Source organism: Christiangramia forsetii KT0803, assembly GCF_000060345.1.
Lineage (GTDB): Bacteria > Bacteroidota > Bacteroidia > Flavobacteriales > Flavobacteriaceae > Christiangramia > Christiangramia forsetii.
On record NC_008571.1, the window covers coordinates 111,425 to 130,047 of the forward strand.

The window sequence follows — 18,623 nt, forward strand, 5'->3', positions numbered from 1 at the left end:
GGGTATAGATTAAAACTATATCCTTTTATTTTTCGTAAGTATGATTATGCGCGTCACATTACTGTCAGTTTTTTTCTTCATACTTGGAATTTCAGTTCCCTTCTCTATTAGTGCCCAATCTTCATATTATCAAACAACCAATGCAGGTATAAGCTTTTTTTCATCGGCACCTGTAGAAGATATAGAAGCTATTTCAAAATCTGGTATTTCTGTATTAAACTCTAAGAATGGTTCAGTCTCTTTTAAAGTTAAGGTTCGAAGTTTTGAATTTGAAAAGGGTTTAATGCAGGAACATTTCAACGAGAATTATATGGAAAGTGAAGAGTATCCAGATGCCAGTCTTAAAGGAAATTTTGTGGAAATGATTGACTTTAATGATACAGAGGTTCAGAAATTAATGCTTCGGGGAACTTTGAACATTCATGGAGTATCTAAAGAACGTGAAATTCCGGTGATGCTAAGAGTTTCTAAGGATAAGGAAACGATAATGCTGAAGTCTGAATTTGATGTTCTTTGCAAGGATCATAAAATCAAAATACCAAAGTTGCTATGGGAAAATATAGCCGAAGTAATAATGGTCAATGTTAACCTGGAATATAAAATTATAAAAGAATGAAAAGATTTTTACTGGTTGCGGTTTCAATAATTTGCTCTGGAATGTACGCTCAGGATGTAGATAGTATAATGGACAATATTTCAGAAGCTAAAGAATTCAGAACTATTGCGACATTTAAGAGCCCAAGATTGGTTCTTCTTCAAACCAATGAAACACAAAAGGCACATGATCTGGCTTTCTGGGTTGGACATAGATTTGGTGATATTGGCGGAGAATTTGGAGGTTCAAATACGTTATACGGTCTGGATGTGGCAAGTGATCTTTATCTAGGTTTTGATTATGGGGTAACTGATGCTTTAACTGTTGGAATAGGGCGAAGCAAATTCAACGAAGCCTATAGCGCTTTAATTAAATACAGATTGTTATGGCAGGATGAAAATATGCCGATTTCTGTAACCTTATTTGAGCAAAGTAGCTGGATAACCCGAAAGCCGTTTTCTAATAATGAGTTTGATAGCGAGGGCGATAGAATTTCGCATTTTTTTCAGGCAATAATAGCCCGGAAATTTAGTCCCGGTGTTTCTGTAATGGTGAACCCTGGATTTTTAATAAGGCCGGAAGCACAAAGACAGGATTTTGAAGATTCAGATAATCTCTTTGCCCTTGGTATTGGGGGAAGATTTAAGATTTTCAAGCGAATATCAATAATTACAGATTATACTTTTGTAAATGGCTTAAGCAGGCCAGATGATCTCCAGACAGATTATTCAAATCCTTTTGGCGTAGGTGTGGAAATTGAAACAGGAGGTCATGTATTCGCTCTTAACTTCCAGAATTCACAATATATAACCGCAAATAATTTTATTCCGAATACAACTAAAAGTTGGTCTGACGGTGGAGTTAGATTTGGGTTTATGATTTCAAGGAATTTTAGACTTGGATCCAAGAAGTAAATTAATTAAATATCATATTATGAAAAGAGGTGAGTTTTTAGTAAAAGGAGTTTTATTAGCTTGTTCCGGAGCCTGTGCCCTAACAGCCTGTAGTTCTGGAGATGATAGTGGAGGAACCACAACACCTCCTCCTGGGAATGGTGGCGGAAATAGTGCAGAGACTGTTTCAGTTAATCTTTCCAATCTAACGAATGTTGGAGACCAGATCACCAGTAATGGTGTACTTTTTTTTAGGATAGGCGCGGGCAATACTCCATCAGATTTTGTTGCGACAGAGGCACTATGTCCACATCAGGGTGGAGCACTGGTTTGGGTTGAAGATGGAGGGTACATTGAATGTCAATTACATTTTTCGAGATACGAAGAAGATGGCGACACAATTCGCGGACCTCAGAATTCTGCTGGGGGTACCCGAGACCTAGAAGTTTATGCTACTGCCATTAGTGGAGGCAATATTACGGCGACTATAAGCTAACAGGTATTTTATTTACATTGAAATATACCGGAAATTTTCCGGGGTAACTCGTATTGATATTTAACGACTTCTATTTTTATCATTCTGCAATCTTCTGTTATTTTTGCAATTATGATAATTACAGATACCCACACGCATTTATATAGTGACTCTTTTGATGAAGACCGAAAAGAAGCAATTCAGGAAGCAATAAATAATCATGTTGAAAGATTTTTTATTCCGGCGATAGATTCTGAGACTACTCAAAGTATGTACGATCTTGAAAAGGCATTTCCTGAAAATGTTTTTTTAATGATGGGGCTTCATCCAACACATGTCAAAGAAAATTTTGAAGAGGAGTTGAAGCATGTGGCAGAAGAACTTAATAAGCGGAAATTCTATGCGGTAGGAGAAATTGGGATAGACCTTTATTGGGATAAGTCTACCCTGGAAATTCAGAAACAGGCTTTTAGAAAACAGATCCAGTTTGCGAAAGACAGGGGTTTGCCAATTGTAATACATTGTCGTGAAGCTTTTGATGAGATTTTTGAAGTTCTGGAATCTGAAAAAGATGACAAGCTATTTGGGATCTTCCATTGTTTTACCGGAACTCATGAACAGGCTTTAAAGGCGCTTTCATACAATATGAAACTTGGAATTGGTGGTGTAGTCACTTTTAAAAATGGAGGGATAGATAAATTTATGAATCAAATCTCCTTAGAAGAGATCGTTCTTGAAACAGATTCTCCATATCTGGCTCCAAAACCTTACAGAGGTAAAAGAAACGATCCGGTTTATATTTTGAAGGTAGTTGAAAAACTTGCCGACTTATACAATATTTCTGTTGAAGAAGTTGCTGAGGTGACTACAAAAAACTCGAAGGAAGTTTTTGGAATTTAAAGCTGTTAAACAGAAATTTTGTTCATTTGCTGAAATAATTTTAGAAATAGGTGCAAAACTTTGACGATATAAGATTTTATAAGGATGAAGAAGTGAATCCTGCTTTACAGGAATTTATGAAACATCCTATGGTAAAGGCAATGCTTCAGTTTACCTTTCCGGAGCTTAGCTCTGAGGATATAAGGGCTATATTGAAAGAATGTCATTCCATTTCAGATTTTCAAAGCAAGGTGATTTACCTTAGTGTTGAAAGGGTTTTGGAAAAAACCAGTGAAGGTTTAACTGACGACGGATTTGATAAACTAGATACTTCAGAATCTTATTTTTATGTATCTAACCATCGTGATATTATTCTGGATACCTGTCTTATCAATTATAACTTACACGATCATGACCTGGTAATGACGGCTTCAGCTATTGGTGATAACCTTGTTCAGAAGCCTTTCTTAATGGCTTTATCAAAACTGAATCGTAATTTTCTTGTTTTGCGTAATCAGAGTCCCAGGGAAATGCTCAAAAGTTCCCTGAAACTTTCAGAATATATAAAACATCTGCTTTTTGAAGAAGGACGTTCCGTATGGATGGCGCAGCGTGAAGGAAGAACCAAGGATGGAAATGATTTTACGCAACAGGGGGTGCTTAAGATGGTAGGAATGGGTAAGGGCGAGTTGGATATACTTGATTATTTTGTTAAGCTCAAAATAGTTCCGGTTGCCATGTCCTACGAATTTGATCCTACAGATATGCTGAAAATGCCTGAAGTGCTTGCAAAACGGATGCAGGAAGAATATAAGAAGTCTGCCAATGAGGATTTCAATAGCATTATGCAGGGGGCTATGGGGCAAAAAGGCCGTATTCAGATCAATGCAGGTAAAGTAATTACGGAAGAAGATGTTGCCGGGATAAGGAAAAAAGATTTATCTATAAATGATCAGCTAAAGGAAGTTGCCATCTTAATAGACCGCGCGATTTACCGCAATTACAAATTATGGCCTTCCAACTATATCGCCTACGATCTTCTCAAAAATGAAGATAGGTTTGTAGCTGAGTATACTGAAAAAGAAAAAAGACAATTTGATAGGCGTGTAAGTAGAAGGGTGGATGTAAAAAACCCACTTGCTTTGAACAGCTATTTATTGATGTATGCTAATCCTGTGATTAATAAACTCTCTTTGAATGAGGAGTAAGTCCAGAATATTACTCATATATACTGGTGGAACCATTGGTATGATTAAAGATTATGATTCCGGTGCCTTAAAAGCCTTCAATTTTGATGAGCTTTTACAGAATATTCCTGAATTAAAGATCCTGGAACATGATATTGAAACTTTAAGTTTTGAGGAGCCAATAGATTCATCTAATATGAATCCGGCGTTTTGGGAAATGATCGCTCAAACTATTAATGATCATTATGATCAATATGATGGTTTTGTGGTTCTACATGGAAGTGATACGATGTCTTACACCGCATCTGCGTTGAGTTTTATGTTTGAGAACTTATCTAAGCCTATTATATTTACCGGTTCACAATTGCCAATTGGAGACCTTCGTACAGATGCCAAAGAGAATCTAATTACCAGTATTCAAATAGCAGGACTCCGGAAGAACGGAAAGCCTGTAATTTCTGAAGTAGGCTTGTATTTTGAGTATAAACTGTATCGTGCTAACAGAACTACTAAGGTGAATGCAGAGCATTTTCAGGCATTTTCTTCCATGAATCACCCTGCTTTGGCAGAATCTGGAGTATATCTTTCTGTAAATTATAAAGCGCTTTGGAAGCCTAACAGGAAACAGAAGACGAAATTGCACACTGGTTTCGATAATGAAGTCCTGGTTTTAAAAATGTTTCCGGGTATTAATGAAAGTACGGTGGAGCATATTTTATCTAAAAAGAATTTAAAAGGAGTGGTTCTTGAAACCTACGGTAGCGGAAATGCACCTAGTGATTCCTGGTTCCTGGATATTTTGAGAGAAAAAATTAAAAATGGACTGAGTATAATTAATGTAACTCAGTGTATCGGAGGCAGTGTCACTATGGGCCAGTATGAGACAAGTGTAGGTCTCAAAAAAATTGGTGTGGTGTCTGGAAAAGACATTACAACGGAAGCTGCAGTGTCAAAATTAATGTATTTATTAGGCAAAGAATTATCGCCTAAAGTGTTCAAAACTATTTATGAAACATCGTTAAGAGGGGAAATGTCCTAAAATTAACGGTGTGTTACTTGACGGGGACGGTTTTTTTTTGTTATTTGCCGCTCCGAAACAATTAAACAGAGAGGTGGCCGAGTGGTCGAAGGCGCACGCCTGGAAAGTGTGTATACGTCACAAGCGTATCGAGGGTTCGAATCCCTTCCTCTCTGCTAAGTGTTTTATTAAAAATAATTTATATCTTTAACCCTTTAACTAATTAAATTAAGACAAACAGTAATGAAAAGATTATTTTCTATTTTGGTAATCGCCGCGATTACGGTTCTTGGGGCCTACAATCTAAAGGCGGCTAACAGCGCGAATATTTTGCCAGGAACGATTGTGACCTTTGTACAAGATGACGAGGAAGCAATGGCCGGCGATGATTTGGAAGGAGAGGAACTTGGTTTTCACCAGGAACTTAAAAAACGTTTCATCGAAGGTGGTCCCGCCTTTATGGGGATCGTGCTATTGTGTTTAATTCTTGGTTTGGCTATCGCCATTGAGAGAATTATCTTTTTAAACCTTTCAACTACGAACACTAGAAAGCTTGCTCAGGATGTTGAGGATGCTCTTAATAGTGGTGGTGTTGAAGCAGCAAAGGAAGTTTGTAGAAATACAAAAGGACCTGTTGCTTCTATCTATTATCAAGGTCTCGATAGAGCTGATGAAAGCATTGAAGCTGCTGAAAAAGCGGTTGTTGCTTACGGAGGTGTTCAAATGGGACAACTTGAGAAGAACGTATCTTGGGTTTCTTTGTTTATCGCATTAGCTCCTATGCTTGGTTTCATGGGTACTGTAATCGGGATGATTCAGGCTTTTGACCGTATTGAAGCAGCAGGAGATATGCAGCCGTCACTTGTGGCAGGAGGTATTAAAGTAGCACTTCTTACTACAGTATTTGGTTTGATCGTTGCGATTATTCTTCAGATTTTCTATAACTATATCATTGCTAAGATAGACAGTATCGTTAATGATATGGAAGACGCTTCTATCATTCTTATTGATATGTTAGTAGCTTACAAGAATAAAAAAAGAATCTAAGACAAAGTAAATTATGAGCTTACATAAAATATTAAAATATCTGGCACTTGTTATTGGTGTGATAGGGATGATCTTTCTTGGAAGGATTATCGCTACCGGTGACGATGCCATTAAAGCCTCGGCAGACCTTCAGGGTAGTCATTTAGACCCTTATATGTGGATTGCTTATTTGGTTCTAGCAGTAGTTATTCTGTTAGTCGGAATATTTGTGATCGTAGGTTTATTCAGAGGTAATATTAAGAACACAATTATTGCTATAGGATCATTTTTAGTGGTCATAGTCGTGGCTTATGTATTAAGCGACGGTACAGCAACAGAACTTAAGGACGGTAGCATGCTTTCAGCATCTGGTGATCATTGGGTTGGAGCAGGTTTAATTACTTTCTACATCCTTGCCGGAATAGCTATCGCTGCGATGGTATTCTCTGGAATTAAAAAATTGGCTAAATAATATGGCAAAGAGATCAGCACCGGAAGTTAACGCCGGGTCCATGGCGGATATCGCCTTCTTACTCTTAATCTTTTTCCTGGTAACTACTACCATTGAAACAGATAGCGGGATAAGCAGGAAGTTACCGCAATGGCAACCTGAAGACGTTGAGCCTCCGGTTATTAAACAACGTAATATCTTTACAGTAGAGGTTAATAGTAATAACCAGCTACTTGTGGAAGAAGAGGAAATGGACCTTTCTGAACTTCAGGAAGCGGCTGTTGAGTTCTTAGATAACGGGGCGGGTGCCGGTGATGAAGCTTGTAGTTTTTGTCAAGGTGCTAAAGATCCTGCATCATCTGTGAATCCTCAAAAAGCCATTATTTCATTAATGAACAATAGAGGAACCGAATATGGTACTTATATCGCTGTTCAAAACGAACTTGTAGCTGCTTACAATCAGTTAAGAGATCGTGAAGCTCAGAGAATGTACGGTATGACGTTCACTCAGATGGAGAAGAATTATAACGATCCAAGCTTTAACGGTGATAAAGAAGCCCTTAAAGAGAAGATTGATATAGTTCAGGATATGATCCCACAGAAATTATCTGAGGCTGAACCAAGAAGCTAGAGCTTTTAATAAACGAAAACGACTTTAATTATGTCTAAATTTAAAAAGAAGAAGTCTGGAGATTTGCCCGCAGTAAATACGGCATCTTTACCTGATATCGTTTTTATGCTCTTATTTTTCTTTATGGTTGCAACAGTAATGCGTCAGAATACTTTGATGATTCAAAACAAATTACCGTTTGCAGATCAGGTTGAAAAGCTTGATAAGAAAGATTTGATCATGTATATCTATGCCGGTAAACCGAGCAAAAGATACCAGGCTAAATATGGAACAGAAGCCCGTATTCAGTTAAATGATAAATTTGCGAGTGTTGAAGAAGTACAGCAATTTATCTATTCTGAAAGAGAGTCTAAAAGAGAGGAATTAATTCCTTATCTAACCACTGCTCTAAAAGTAGATGAAGAGACAAATATGGGTCTTGTTTCAGATATTAAACAAGAATTGAGAAAAGCTGATGCACTCAAAATCAACTACACAACTGTGGTTGGTGATGCTCAGCAAAATGTTGAATAATCTTTTCAATTTAATTATAGAAAGCATCCTGTTTGGGTTAAACCAGACAGGATGTTTTTTTATATTTAAACTTTAGATCTTAAATTCTTCCAATGGCTGTCAAAAATATTCTTTCAATAATTATCCTTATTGCACCATTTTTCGTCCTGGCACAGGATGAAGAGCGCGATAAAATACCGGATACTATCCCTTTCTCCATTGATAGTCTTTACAGGGAAGATCAATTTTATGTTGGATTTCACTTCAATCTCGTCACTAACAAACCTTCGAATATTTCTCAGGAGAGTTTTTCAGGAGGAGTTAATCTTGGTTTTATCCGTGATTTTCCTTTAAATGAGAGAAGAAATATTGCCTTAGGAGCTGGTCTTGGATGGTCTATAAATACTTACGGACAAAATTTATTTATTGAAAAGAATCAAGATGGTTCCACTAATTTTAGGAGTCTTGATGATGAAGATGAATATAGCCGCAATAGATTTACGACACAATTAATAGAGGCACCAATAGAATTTAGATGGAGAACTTCAACTCCTGAAAGCTATAAGTTCTGGAGGGTTTATACTGGAGTGCGATTGGGATATATGTACAATTTTAGAAGTAGATATGTAGATCGGGATGAGGAAATCATTGTAAATGATATTTCAGAATTGAATAGGTTTAGATTGGGTGCCACTTTTACCTTTGGGTATAATACCTTTAATTTTCAATTTTATTACGCGTTAAATCCTTTTTTTAAGGATGCTACAGTAGATGGAGAAAAGATAGACTTATCAACAGTTAAAATAGGTCTGACATTCTATATTCTCTAAGCCATAAATTAAAAACTATTAGTTGCGGGACAACTCCTATAATAAATCCAAGAAAAAGTTCCCAGGAAGTATGTGCTTTGTTATAAAGTCTCGACGAAGCTGTAAGGCCTGTTGCTATAATTAAAAAGCTGATGGTGTATATAAAATAAAGGTGAAAATAAGTACAGAACCCAACTACAAACATTAGTAGACCAGATATTCCAACCATATGTAAGCTTGCTTTCAGCTTAAACCAGGTTAATAAATAAGTGATCAATGAAGAAATTAGAATACCTACAAAGTAATAATAAAGGCCAGGGTAGTTATAAATATTAAGAATTTGGTGAAGCACCATAAAACTTAAAAGAATAAAAAAGAACAGTGGCCATCTTCGTTCATTTACATTTTCAAGAAAAATATTACTGGCTTTTCCTAGATTTTTCAACAGAAAGTAAAATACGATAGGGATAAAAATAGTAATTATGGCAATGGCCAATAACTTGGCTTTTACGATCTCTTCAGGAAAATACCTCGGAATAAGCAGGAAATAGAAAAGACTTCCCAGGAAAGGCATCCATAACGGATGAAAGAAATAGGAGGCAAGCTTAAGTAGTATTTTCATTAAATTTCTTTGCGTAATCTTGCAACAGAGATATCTAACTGTTCCCTGTATTTTGCTACCGTTCTTCGGGCAATTGGATAGCCTTTATCTTTTAAGACTTTTGCTAATTTTTCATCGGTTAAAGGCTTGCGCTTATCTTCCTCTTCAATAGACATCTCCAGGATCTTTTTGATCTCTCTTGTAGATACTTCTTCCCCCTGGTCATTAGTCATAGATTCGGAAAAGAACTCTTTTATGAGTTTGGTTCCATATGGAGTGTCCACGTATTTTGAATTTGCGACTCTGGAAACGGTAGAAACATCCATCTCAATCTCATCGGCAATATCTTTTAATATCATGGGGCGTAAATTACGCTCATCTCCGGTTAGGAAGTATTCCTTTTGATAATTCATGATAGAACTCATGGTGACCATTAAAGTCTGCTGTCGTTGCTTAATAGCCTCTATAAACCATTTCGCAGCATCAAGTTTTTGCTTGATAAACATAACCGCGTCTTTTTGAGCTTTGGTCTTTTCTTTCGATTCTTTATAGCCTTTAAGCATATTATTGTAATCCCGGGAAATGTGCATTTCAGGAGCATTCCTTCCGTTCAGGGTTAATTGCAACTCTCCATCTTCAATTTTTATAGTGAAATCTGGAATCACATGCTCAACCATTCTTGTGTTTCCGGAATAGGCTCCACCTGGTTTCGGGTTTAAATGCTCAATAACCTCAATAGCCTCCCGAAGTTCATCTTCAGAGATATCATGTCTCGATAGTAACTTCTTGTAATGTTTTTTGCTGAAATGATCAAAAGATCGTTCCATGATGTCCTTTGCTAATTCTACCTGTTTAGTAGATTCTTTCCGGGTAAGCTGAATTAGAAGGCATTCTTCAAGACTTCTTGCGCCCACCCCTGCCGGATCTAGTTGTTGTACCTTATCAAGTACTTTCTCAACGGTTGCTTCATCAGTATAAATGTTCTGAGTGAATGCGAGGTCATCTACTATATCCTGTACAGCTCTTCTTATATATCCACTTTCATCAACACTTCCCACAAGAAATTCTGCGATCTCGTGCTCGGTTTCTTCAAACCTAAAAGTGCTTAATTGTGTTTTTAAATGCTGGGTAAACGAAGTTCCTGCGGCATAAGGAACCTGCTTGTCATCATCATCCGGGCTGTAATTATTGGCATTAAGCCGGTAACTTGGGATTTCATCATCACTAAGATATTCATCTACATCAATCTCAGTTTCTATTGTCTCGTTATCATTATCGTAATCGTCTTCAGAATTTTCATTACCTATATCGTCATACTCATCAATCCGCTCCTCTTTTCCATCTTCCAATGCCGGATTTTCTTCCATTTCTTCCTTAATTCTCTGTTCAAATGCCTGCGTTGGCAATTGAATGAGTTTCATCAATTGGATCTGCTGCGGAGAGAGCTTTTGAGATAATTTAAAATTTAATTGTTGCTTTAGCATATATTCTTGCTTCTCTAACAAAAATAAGAAAAATACAAACTATCTCGACTTTGGCACGCCTTATGTTGTGGTAAAATTTTGTTAATGCGCCCTGTAATAGCCTAGGTTCCTGAATTTTTTTGGCAACTGAAGTTGGAAAGTCATTAGTTTTTTGGACAACGGATGATCAAATGAAATTTTACCGGCAAACAGGTAAATACTTTTGTTTTTTAACAAATTAGTCTCTTCTTTTCCGTACAAATTATCTCCAATTATTGGAGTGTTATTCTCGCTTAAATGTATCCTTAACTGATGTGTTCTTCCAGTTAGCGGATTTAATTCAACCAGCGTATAATTTTTATTCTCTATCTGATAAAATTCAATGGGAATCAATATTGTTTTTGAGATTTTCTGATCTATTGGAGAGTCTATTTCTATTTTTTCCTTTATCTCTCCAGACACAATCGCGTAATATGTTTTCTGAATTTGCTTTTGAGCAAATGCCTCCTGAAGCTTAATAAGGGAACTATTAGTTTTTGCACAAAGCAAAATACCAGACGTGGGATTGTCTAATCTGTGTGCGGGTAATGGGTATGGAAGTGTGTCAATCTCGCTGGATGAACTTAAATTGTGCGGTAAAGCATTTTCAATGGTTTTAAAGTAATTTCCGCTGGTAGGAAAACCCGGAGGTTTGTGGACCACGGCAATATGCTCGTCTTCAAATAGAACTTCAAAGTTAAGTTTAAAGACCTTTTTAGTTTCAGCAAAAGGTTTTAAAAGATCAATTTTCTGGCCCGGCTTGATCCAATCACTGGTTTGAGCTTTTTCGCCATTAATAAGAACCAGTCTTTTTTTAATGGCTTTTTTGAGGCTGCTACGGGTTTGTATGGAGGTGAAGATAGAAACCGCATATTCCTGCAATCTAATTTTTTCAGAGATTGCAGGAACTATATGCGATTCTAATATTTTCAATGGATTAAAATTCTGCGTTTTGTGGTGTACGTGGAAAAGGAATTACATCTCTAATATTACCCATTCCGGTAGTGAACTGTACAAGTCTTTCAAAACCAAGTCCAAAACCACTATGCACACAGGTTCCAAACTTACGGGTATCCAGATACCACCAAAGTTCTTCTTCCGGGATATCCAGCTCGGCCATTTTTTCCTTTAGAACGTCCAAACGTTCTTCACGTTGGCTTCCACCAACAATCTCCCCAATTCCAGGGAAAAGGATGTCCATTGCTCTTACAGTCTTTCCATCTTCATTCATTCTCATATAGAAAGCCTTAATATTTGCAGGATAATCAAAAAGGATTACCGGGCATTTAAAATGCTTTTCAACAAGGAATCTTTCGTGTTCACTTTGAAGATCGGCTCCCCATTCTTCAATGACATAATTGAATTTCTTCTTCTTGTTTGGTTTGGAGTTTTTCAGGATCTCGATAGCTTCTGTATAACTTACTCTTTTGAAATTATTATCTAAAACAAAGTTTAGCTTCTCAAGAAGTGTCATTTCGCTACGTTCTGCTTTCGGCTTCAGTTTATCTTCGCTTTCCTGTCTTTCAGCCAGAAATTCCAAATCTTCTTTACAATTTTCAATAACGTATCTAAGAACGTATTTTATAAAATCTTCAGCCAGATCCATGTTCTGGTCAAGATCACAAAATGCTACTTCCGGCTCGATCATCCAGAATTCTGCCAGGTGACGTGAAGTGTTTGAATTTTCAGCTCTAAAGGTTGGCCCAAAAGTATAAACCTGGCCAAGTCCGAGCGCAAAAGTTTCCGCTTCTAACTGCCCGGAAACAGTAAGATTGGTCTCTTTTCCGAAGAAATCTTCTTTATAATTAATACTTCCATCCTCATTTTTTGGAGGATTTTTCATGTCTAATGCTGAAACCCTAAACATCTCTCCGGCACCTTCAGCATCACTCCCTGTAATTATGGGGGTGTTTACATAGTAGAAATTTTTCTCCTGGAAATATTTATGAACGGCAAAAGATAATTTACTTCTCACGCGCATTACGGCGCCGAATGTATTGGTACGTACCCTTAAATGCGCCTGTTCCCGAAGCTTCTCCAGGCTATGTTTCTTCGGAGAAAGAATGGTAAGTTTTACTTCTTCCGGATTTGCATCACCAAGAATTTTCAGCTCGGTCACGTCAACCTCTACACGTTGCTGACTTCCCTGACTTTCCTTTAAAGTGCCTTTTACAGAAATCGCAGCACCTACATTTATTCTTTTAATAAGATCTTCATCGGTATTTTCAAAATCGATAACACACTGAAGGTTTTTTATAGTTGAACCATCGTTAATTGCGATAAATCGATTGCTTCTAAAAGAGCGTACCCAACCTTTAACATGGTGTTCCTGTAAAAACTGATCGCTTTCCAGTATTTCAGCGATTTTTGCTTGTATCATTTAGTTGAAATTTAGAAAAAACAAATATAGTTTTTCGCCTGAAGCTTAGCAAGCAGGCTGTTTTTAATAATGAATTCAAAACCTTTAATTCTTTGGCTTCTCAGAGTTATAGTTATTCTCATCCTCATCGGTTTCGATGATCTTCATTGCCGGTTCCTTTAATACCTCTTTATTAGCAATACTTTTTTCTAAAGAAAGCAGTAAAGAAGGTAACAGAAGTAAATTGGCAAGCATGGCAAATAACAACGTAGCGGAAACTAAGCCTCCGAGAGCCACTGTTCCGCCAAAGCTGCTAATCATAAATACTGAAAACCCAAAAAACAATACTATAGAGGTATAGAACATGCTAACCCCTGTTTCTCTCAGAGCTCCGTAAACAGATCGTTTTATTTTCCAGTTATTGGCTTTTAGCTCCTGTCTGTATTTCGCCAGGAAATGTATTGTGTCATCTACGGAAATCCCAAAGGCGATACTAAATACCAGAATAGTAGATGGTTTTATCGGGACGCCCAGGAATCCCATCACGCCGGCTGTTACCAATAAGGGTAAAAGGTTTGGCACCAGGGAAATGATGATCATTCTAAAACTTCTAAACATCCACGCCATTAGACCTGCAATTAGTATGATGGCTAAGCCAAGGGAGATGATAAGGTTTCTAACCAGATAATTTGTCCCTTTCTGAAATAGTAAAGCTTTACCGGTTATAGAAATATTATACCTTTCTTCTGGAAAAATCTTTTTGATCTGTGGTAAAAGGTCATTCTCAATTTCTTCCATTTTCTCGGTCCCCACGTCTTTCATAAAGGTGGTTATTCTGGCATATTGGCCAGTGGAATCTATATAAGATTGCATAATCCCTTCATTGGAAGAAAGACTTTTGGCGTATGGCATAATAAAATTACGCTCCTGAGAAGAGGGGAGTTGATAATATTTTGGATTACCATTATAATAAGCCTGTTTAGAATACTTCACCAGTCGGTTTATTGAAAGTGGCTTTGAAAGTTCTGGAATATTCTGAATAAAATTCTCCAGTTCCTCCATTCGTTTTAGGTTGGAAAGCTTTAAAACACCTTTCGGTCTTTTTGTGTCGATAAATATTTCCAAAGGCATCACGCCGTCAAACTCTCTTTCAAAGAATTTCACATCCTGGAAGAATTGAGTGTTCTGTGGCATATCTTCAAGAATACTTCCTGAAACTTTTATAGTGTAAATACCAACAATACTTAAGGCAAGTAATGATACAGAGCAGATATAGATCGCGATTCTATGATGGCGAACCATATTCTCCATCCAGTTTACAAAACCACCGATCCATCTTTTTGTCAAGTGCTTTAAGTGTCTATCCTTCGGAGGTTTTAAATAGCTGTAGATAACCGGGATTATCAATAAACTAAGAATGAAAATTGCCAGAATATTGATGGAAGCCACCACACCAAATTCACGTAATAGTTTACTATCGGTTAAAATAAAGGTTGCGAAACCCGATGCGGTAGTCACATTGGTCATTAAAGTGGCATTACCAACTTTAGTGATCACCCGTTGTAATGACTTCGCCTGATTTCCGTGATTTTTTATTTCCTGCTGATATTTATTGATCAGGAAAATACAGTTAGGAATACCAATTACAATAATCAGTGGAGGGATAAGTGCTGTAAGAATAGTGATCTCATAATGTAAAAGACCAATTACCCCGAAGGCCCACATCACCCCGATACATACCGTAAGCATAGAAATGATGGTAGCTCTGATAGATCTAAAGAAGAAAAAGAAGATCAGGGAGGTCACAATTAAAGCTGCGACGATAAAAAGCCCAATTTCGTCTACTATATTTTGAGCATTCAACGTTCTTATATAGGGCATTCCGGAAACCCGGACATCGATCTCATGTTTTTCTTCAAATTCCTGAATTAAGGGTTCCAGTTCTTCCAGAACAAAGATCTTCCTGGCCTTCGTGTTTACCAGTTCTTTATTGAGGTAAAGTGCAGACTGGATGGTGTTGGAATGTGAACTATAAACCAGGTTCTCATAAAACGGAAGTTCAGTAAACAGCTTATTTTCAAAATTATTAAGTTCAAGGCTGTCTGGTTCTTCACTTTCCAGTACGGGAACCATTTCAAATCTCTTGGGATCTTCAAATTTCTTCAGTTCCTGAAGGTCTGCCGGGGAAATGATATGATCAACTTCGGGATATTTGGTAAGTTTAGAGATAAGCTCATTCCAGGCTTTAAACTTTTCAGGAGTAAACAGGGCAGAATCCTGGACGCCTAACAGAATTAGATTTCCTTCTTCACCAAACTTATCCAGAAAATCATTGTAATTAATGTTTACTTCATGATCATCGGGCATAAGGTTAGCTTCCGTAAAAGAAAACTGCATATTCTTCCATTGGGTAGAAAGCAGGAATGTAGATACCCCAATAAGGATAATGATTATGATCCTGTTTCTTAAAATAAGGCTGGCTATGGAGTTCCAGAATCCAAAGCTAAAGATCTTTTGCATGGCTTCTTTTTAGCGCCGCAAAGGTAGAAAAAGCTCCGTTAATTAGTTTGTAATTAATAGATTAATCTTCCCAATATTAAAGCTGTAGTTGCAAAGTGAATTTGAAAGAGAAATTTTCTTTAAATGTAGGTAGGTGGTAGGCCCCGTATCTATAAGCTGCACTAAGTCCAAAGCCTCCTAAAAGTTTATTTAGTTCTAATCCGGCTTCAGAATATCCATGTTCTAAAGTGTTGAAGGAAACATTTTGATGTTTTTCGGGATCTTCAAAATCTCCAATGGCGTGTCTTGAAATAAAAACCAGTTCAGGCTGAAAGCTTTCGGAAATTCTAAACGGCCTCAATTGGTGACGGGCATGGAGCATTGCCTGGCTGGTACTATAAAATTCATTGAAATACATAGTTTCAAAACTATTTCTCCCGGCTACTGAAAATCGTCTGAAAATACTTTCTCTATTTGGATTATTGGGATATGAATGAAATGCATGTGTAAGGGGGATATTCCCGAAAGCATAATTTCCTTCGAGAATAAATTCTGTCCTGGAGTTATCCAATCTTTTAATTTCATGTTCAGCTTTTAAGCCAAGCCGGGTAAAATTGAAATCTCCTCCAAGTGTTGAAAAAGATTGCTCTATCTGTCCTGTAAATTGAGGAAAGTTCTTTTCCAGGATGATATTCTCTTCAGGAGTATTTAGAAATTTGGAAAATGGTCTCCATAGAAAAGAAAAGGTCGCAGTAGTAAGATCATAATCCCTAAATATTTCAGAATTTTCCAGGTAACTATAATCTTTTATTTGCCAGATATCTTCTTTCGATAATCTTAATTCGGTATCTAATTTAGGAGTGATCCTATGTTCGAGTCCGGCGGAATATCTGCGATAATTATAAAAGAAGTTAATATTTACAAATCTTGGTTCGAGAATAGAAAAAGTATTCTGCCCTTTTAGATAGTCAAAAGTCCCTACTTCCCGAATGTCTCTGGAAAAATTAAAATTTAGATGTGTGCCATTTTTTTTGTTGAGATAGATCTGGGTTCCAATGCCATATTTTAAAACTTCATCTTTAAATCCGTAGGTGGTATATCCATTGATATTAAATTTATTTGAAACTCGATCATTAGTTCTACCGCCAAAACCGAGTCTTATCCCTTCATAATTATTGAACTTAAAGATTTTACTCAGGTCTAAATTCCAAAAGCCAATAGGGTATGATCCCGATGCTAATGCTTTTTTTATTTCGATCTTTCTTTCAACATTGCCTGCGGCTATCAGGCTGTCTACTTTTTGTTTAGTAGCTTCATCACGCGATGAGAAGTCTACTTTCCTATTTTTTTGCCAAAAACTACTATCTCTAGTAATGGCTTCATCTAGCACATTGATGTGCGCCTCAGATTTTTTAACCTCTGGAGTGAAATCAAGATTTATATTATAGTTTGTGGTGCTGGAATTTAAATAAATGTCTCCGGAAGTTTCCTTTGATCCAAAAATGCTACTGAGTAAGCCTCCTCCTTTTTGAACGGAACCTACAGAAATAGTCCCGCCAAATACAGAAATCTCTTTTCCTCCGGCTCCCGGTCTAATTTTCGTTGTCTGGTTTGAGGGAAACCATAGATCTTTTTCCGGGTGATATTTGTAGTTATGGGTAACTTCCAGCCGAATTGCTCCTAATAGTTGCGCTGTAGCTTTTTGAATTGCCAGACTTTCGGTATCGAGATAAAGAATACCTTCAAGCCCTGCTACGATCTTTTCACGTTTAGGTTTAAAATAGACCATGTATGCCGGTCTTTCTGAAGCAATAGTGTCTAATATTTTATAATCGTAGTTACGGAGCGCATTATTTGCCAGTGGCCCTGCATATTGAGTCTCATATAATTCGTAATCTTTTTTATAAAGCGAGAAAGGATTTACTTCCATAGCAAGCACGTTATAAACCGGTTTATCGAAACCTGCTGTTTCAATCCCAATTACATCTTCCCTTCTTCCATTCTGGGAAGAATAGGAATGCTCTGAAACTTTTTCTGAAAGATAACCTCTACCTTCGTTTATAATAGTTTCAATAGCTGCGGAAGTAGAGTCGGCCTGCATCGAAATTCCATTGAACTCATTATCTATTATAAATTTTGAGTACGAAGTATAATTATAACCCTGCAATAATTTTTCAGGATCGTTAGAATCTCGTCTCTTAATAGCTCTTTTAATAAGTTCTTCGGCAGGACTGGGTTTGTTAGAGATTAAGACCGTTTCAAGTTTTTCATACTTTGGGGTCATCCCTATTTGCAGATATTTTGTATCCTTATTTATTTCAATATTTATAGTTTCAAAGCCTACATAAGAAATTGTAATATTTTCATTTTCCTGTGAAAGAGTAATTTTGAAACTACCATCAATATTGGTAAGTATTTGTGTATTTTCTTTAGACTGAATTTTGGCATAGGCCAAAGCTTGTCGGGTCTCTTTATTTATAACTCTTCCAGGAACCGTTTTTTGTCCAAAGAGGCAGAAGCCACTAAAGAAGAAAAATAAAAAAAGAGAGTAGCGCATGGGATTGCTTATTAAGAAAGCTTAAAATAAAAAATGCCGGATCAAATCTGAGTTTTTTTCAGATTGAAACCGGCATACTTATGAGTTGTAAAGATCATTAAACCGTCATAATCTCCGTTTCTTTCACTGTGAGAATCTTATCTATTCTTTCGATATAGGTATTGGTTAGTTCCTGAACTTCATCTTCAGAACTTTTAAGTAAGTCTTCAGAAATATCAGCTTTTTTTAGCTCCTGCATCGCCTGTTTTCTGTCATTTCTAACGCCAACTTTGGCATCTTCAGCCTCTGCTTTTGCCTGCTTAGAGAGCTGTTTCCTTCTTTCTTCAGTAAGTGGCGGAACGTTTATAATAACGCTCTCTCCATTATTCATAGGATTGAAGCCAAGATTTGCCAGCATAATTCCTCTTTCGATTTCAGTAATTAAACTTTTTTCAAAAGGTTGGATTGAAAGTGTTCTCGCATCCGGAGTATTTACATTGGCAACCTGTTGAAGCGGAGTTTGAGATCCATAATATTCAACCATTACACTACCAAGCATACTTGGACTGGCTTTTCCTGCACGTATATTTGAAAGTTGTTTTTTAAGATGCGTAATGGCTTTTTCCATTCCTTCCTTTGCTTCTTCTAAAATAAATTCAACTTCATCCAT

At 36.9% G+C, this 18,623-nt stretch carries 18 protein-coding genes and 1 tRNA gene; 12 read left to right on the forward strand and 7 right to left on the reverse strand.

What is annotated here, in order from left to right; genetic code table 11:
• Positions 1-46: 46 nt before the first annotated feature.
• The 12 genes from GFO_RS00400 to GFO_RS00455 all read left to right on the forward strand — a co-directional run bounded on the left by GFO_RS00400 (position 47) and on the right by GFO_RS00455 (position 8,477).
• A complete protein-coding gene (locus GFO_RS00400) occupies positions 47-616 on the forward strand; it encodes a YceI family protein (RefSeq protein ID WP_158308612.1) in 570 nt (189 codons plus the stop codon).
• A complete protein-coding gene (locus GFO_RS00405) occupies positions 613-1,509 on the forward strand; it encodes a DUF5777 family beta-barrel protein (RefSeq protein ID WP_011708010.1) in 897 nt (298 codons plus the stop codon). Before GFO_RS00400 ends, GFO_RS00405 begins: the two co-directional genes overlap by 4 nt.
• Before the next feature lie 19 nt (positions 1,510-1,528).
• A complete protein-coding gene (locus tag GFO_RS00410) occupies positions 1,529-1,984 on the forward strand; it encodes a QcrA and Rieske domain-containing protein (RefSeq protein WP_011708011.1) in 456 nt (151 codons plus the stop codon).
• Positions 1,985-2,095: 111 nt separating this feature from the next.
• Positions 2,096-2,863 carry a TatD family hydrolase gene (locus GFO_RS00415; RefSeq protein WP_011708012.1) on the forward strand — a complete coding sequence of 256 codons (768 nt, stop codon included), beginning with the start codon at positions 2,096-2,098 and terminating at the stop codon, positions 2,861-2,863.
• 50 nt (positions 2,864-2,913) lie between these two features.
• Positions 2,914-4,050, forward strand: a complete 1,137-nt coding sequence (locus tag GFO_RS00420; protein WP_011708013.1) for a 1-acyl-sn-glycerol-3-phosphate acyltransferase — start codon at positions 2,914-2,916, stop codon at positions 4,048-4,050.
• Entirely contained in the window at positions 4,040-5,068 is a 1,029-nt protein-coding gene (locus GFO_RS00425; RefSeq protein WP_011708014.1) for an asparaginase, read from the forward strand. The genes GFO_RS00420 and GFO_RS00425 overlap by 11 nt, the downstream gene beginning before the upstream one ends.
• Before the next feature lie 67 nt (positions 5,069-5,135).
• A tRNA-Ser gene (locus tag GFO_RS00430) sits at positions 5,136-5,223 on the forward strand.
• Positions 5,224-5,290: 67 nt separating this feature from the next.
• Positions 5,291-6,094, forward strand: a complete 804-nt coding sequence (locus GFO_RS00435; protein ID WP_011708015.1) for a MotA/TolQ/ExbB proton channel family protein — start codon at positions 5,291-5,293, stop codon at positions 6,092-6,094.
• 13 nt (positions 6,095-6,107) lie between these two features.
• Positions 6,108-6,545: a hypothetical protein gene (locus GFO_RS00440; protein WP_011708016.1), complete on the forward strand. Its 438-nt coding sequence runs from the start codon at positions 6,108-6,110 to the stop codon at positions 6,543-6,545.
• A gap of 1 nt (position 6,546) precedes the next feature.
• Positions 6,547-7,155 (forward strand): ExbD/TolR family protein, encoded by a 609-nt coding sequence (locus tag GFO_RS00445; RefSeq protein ID WP_011708017.1) that lies wholly within the window; start codon positions 6,547-6,549, stop codon positions 7,153-7,155.
• A 30-nt stretch (positions 7,156-7,185) separates the two neighbouring features.
• A complete protein-coding gene (locus GFO_RS00450) occupies positions 7,186-7,668 on the forward strand; it encodes an ExbD/TolR family protein (protein WP_011708018.1) in 483 nt (160 codons plus the stop codon).
• A gap of 92 nt (positions 7,669-7,760) precedes the next feature.
• The gene (locus GFO_RS00455; RefSeq protein WP_011708019.1) at positions 7,761-8,477 is read left to right on the forward strand and encodes a porin family protein; all 717 of its coding nucleotides are present in this window, start codon (positions 7,761-7,763) and stop codon (positions 8,475-8,477) included.
• Here the strand turns inward: GFO_RS00455 and GFO_RS00460 are convergent.
• The 7 genes from GFO_RS00460 to frr all read right to left on the reverse strand — a co-directional run bounded on the left by GFO_RS00460 (position 8,446) and on the right by frr (position 18,623).
• Positions 8,446-9,078 carry a hypothetical protein gene (locus GFO_RS00460; protein WP_011708020.1) on the reverse strand — a complete coding sequence of 211 codons (633 nt, stop codon included), beginning with the start codon at positions 9,076-9,078 and terminating at the stop codon, positions 8,446-8,448. The two genes, GFO_RS00455 and GFO_RS00460, sit on opposite strands and share 32 nt — an antisense overlap.
• Positions 9,078-10,541 (reverse strand): RNA polymerase factor sigma-54, encoded by a 1,464-nt coding sequence (gene rpoN, locus GFO_RS00465; RefSeq protein WP_011708021.1) that lies wholly within the window; start codon positions 10,539-10,541, stop codon positions 9,078-9,080. Before rpoN ends, GFO_RS00460 begins: the two co-directional genes overlap by 1 nt.
• A gap of 81 nt (positions 10,542-10,622) precedes the next feature.
• The gene (locus tag GFO_RS00470; protein WP_011708022.1) at positions 10,623-11,492 is read right to left on the reverse strand and encodes an RluA family pseudouridine synthase; all 870 of its coding nucleotides are present in this window, start codon (positions 11,490-11,492) and stop codon (positions 10,623-10,625) included.
• A 4-nt stretch (positions 11,493-11,496) separates the two neighbouring features.
• Positions 11,497-12,939 (reverse strand): asparagine--tRNA ligase, encoded by a 1,443-nt coding sequence (gene asnS, locus GFO_RS00475; protein WP_011708023.1) that lies wholly within the window; start codon positions 12,937-12,939, stop codon positions 11,497-11,499.
• Between the two features lie 84 nt (positions 12,940-13,023).
• A complete protein-coding gene (locus tag GFO_RS00480) occupies positions 13,024-15,438 on the reverse strand; it encodes an efflux RND transporter permease subunit (protein ID WP_011708024.1) in 2,415 nt (804 codons plus the stop codon).
• Between the two features lie 76 nt (positions 15,439-15,514).
• Positions 15,515-17,974 (reverse strand): DUF5686 family protein, encoded by a 2,460-nt coding sequence (locus GFO_RS00485; protein WP_011708025.1) that lies wholly within the window; start codon positions 17,972-17,974, stop codon positions 15,515-15,517.
• A 97-nt stretch (positions 17,975-18,071) separates the two neighbouring features.
• Complete coding sequence (gene frr / locus GFO_RS00490) at positions 18,072-18,623, reverse strand: ribosome recycling factor (protein WP_011708026.1); 552 nt, start codon at positions 18,621-18,623, stop codon at positions 18,072-18,074.